This window comes from Dietzia sp. B44, from assembly GCF_014145245.1.
Classification (GTDB): Bacteria; Actinomycetota; Actinomycetes; order Mycobacteriales; family Mycobacteriaceae; genus Dietzia; species Dietzia natronolimnaea.
Map to the genome: position 1 here is coordinate 1 of NZ_JAALEF010000325.1, position 1,834 is coordinate 1,834.

The 1,834-nt window shown below is 71.2% G+C and carries 2 protein-coding genes; one reads left to right on the top strand and one right to left on the bottom strand.

Annotation, left to right across the window (positions count from 1 at the left end; translation table 11 throughout):
• Positions 1-71: 71 nt before the first annotated feature.
• The gene (locus tag G6017_RS11165) at positions 72-776 is read right to left on the bottom strand and encodes a Crp/Fnr family transcriptional regulator (protein WP_179524412.1); all 705 of its coding nucleotides are present in this window, start codon (positions 774-776) and stop codon (positions 72-74) included.
• 317 nt (positions 777-1,093) lie between these two features.
• Between G6017_RS11165 and nth the strand changes: the two genes are divergently transcribed.
• Positions 1,094-1,834 (top strand): endonuclease III (nth, locus tag G6017_RS11170; protein ID WP_182610555.1); only part of this gene is annotated, 741 nt, incomplete at its 3' end.

Here is a 1,834-nt window from a genome sequence, read left to right on the forward strand (position 1 = left end):
ATGTGTGCGGAACGCTCTTGTCGACGAGGTCGGCCGGGTCGACGGGGCCGACGGGGCCGGCGGGGCTCAGCTCAGCGGGCGCGGCGGGCCAGGCGCTCGGTGTCGGAGATGATGACGCTCTTGCCCTCGAGCCGCAGCCAGCCGCGGTGAGCGAACTCGGCCAGGGCCTTGTTGACGGTCTCGCGGGACGCGCCGACCAGCTGGGCGATCTCCTCCTGCGTGAGGTCGTGCGTCACGCGGATGTTGGCGCCCTCCTGGGTGCCGAAGCGCTGGGCCAGCTGCAGCAGCGCCTTGGCCACGCGACCGGGGACGTCGGTGAAGATGAGGTCGGCCAGGTTGTTGTTGGTGCGGCGCAGGCGGCGGGCCAGCACGCGGAGCAACTGATCGGAGATCTCGGGACGCTCGGAGATCCACCGCTTGAGCGCGGAGCGGTCCATGGCCTGGACGGAGACGTCGGTGACGCAGACCGCCGAGGAGGTCCGCGGGCCCGGGTCGAAGATGGACAGCTCGCCGAACATGTCCGACGGGCCGAGGATCGACAGCAGGTTCTCGCGGCCGTCGGGGGCCTTGCGGGAGAGCTTCACCTTGCCGGAGGTGACGATGTACAGGCTGTCGCCCTGCTCGCCCTCGCGGATGATCACATCACCCTTCGAGTACTCCTCGCGGGTCAGGTCGGCACGCAGCGCCGAGACGGCCGCGGGCTCGACACCCTGGAAGATGCCGGCCCGGGTGAGTACGTCGTCGGCAGACTGGTCCGTGCGGCGATCTATCGTCACAGTCTGTGACCCTCCCGTTCGGGCGCGGACGAGCGAGGTCCGCGCCATGGCGTGCGTGTGGCGAAAGCCACTGTAGCCGTTCCGGTGCCCCAGGTGTGACCAACGCGCGGCGACCGGGGTGGGTCAGGTCTCGATCTTCTCCGGCTCGGCCAGGATGGCGGCCTCGAACTTGTCCATCAGGAGGGCGAAGCCGGCGAGGAGGACCGGGACCAGGACGACGAGGATTCCCTGCATGACCCCGAGTAAACACCCCCGCGGGCCGGCTCGCACGCGCGGCCCGGCGCACCCGAGGGTGGTCCGGGCCGTAATGTGGACTCATGCCCGACCCCGCTCCAGCTTCCACGAAGCGCCGCAGACGAGGGGTGGCCGCGAGGGGGGTGGAAACCGACCTCGGGCGCACCCGCCGCGCCAGGCGCATGCTCCGCACCCTCGAGAGCGCGTTCCCGCACGTCTACTGCGAGTTGGACTTCCGCGACCCGCTGGAGCTGAGCGTCGCGACGATCCTGTCCGCGCAGTGCACGGACAAGCGGGTCAACGAGGTCACGCCCGCCCTGTTCGCGCGGTACCGCACGGCCGCGGACTACGCGGGCGCGGACCGCGAGGAGCTGGAGGCGCTGATCCGTCCGACCGGTTTCTACCGCAACAAGGCACGCAGCATCCAGGGTCTGGGCGCGGCGCTGGTGGAGAAGTACGACGGCGAGGTGCCGCGGCGGCTCGAGGACCTGGTCACCCTCCCCGGGTTCGGGCGGAAGACGGCCAACGTGGTGCTCGGTAACGCGTTCGGCGTGCCCGGGCTGACGGTGGACACGCATTTCATGCGCCTGGTCGCGCGCTGGAAGTGGACCGAGGCCACCGACCCGGTCCGCATCGAGCGGGAGGTGGCGCGGCTGCTCCCGCGCGCGGAATGGACCGACGCCAGTCACCGGATCATCTTCCACGGCCGACGGGTGTGTCACGCGAGGACCGCGGCCTGCGGGGCGTGTGTCCTGGTCGACGACTGCCCGTCCGCGGGCGAGGCCGGCCCGCTCGATCCGGTGGCCGCCGCCCGCCTCGTGGCG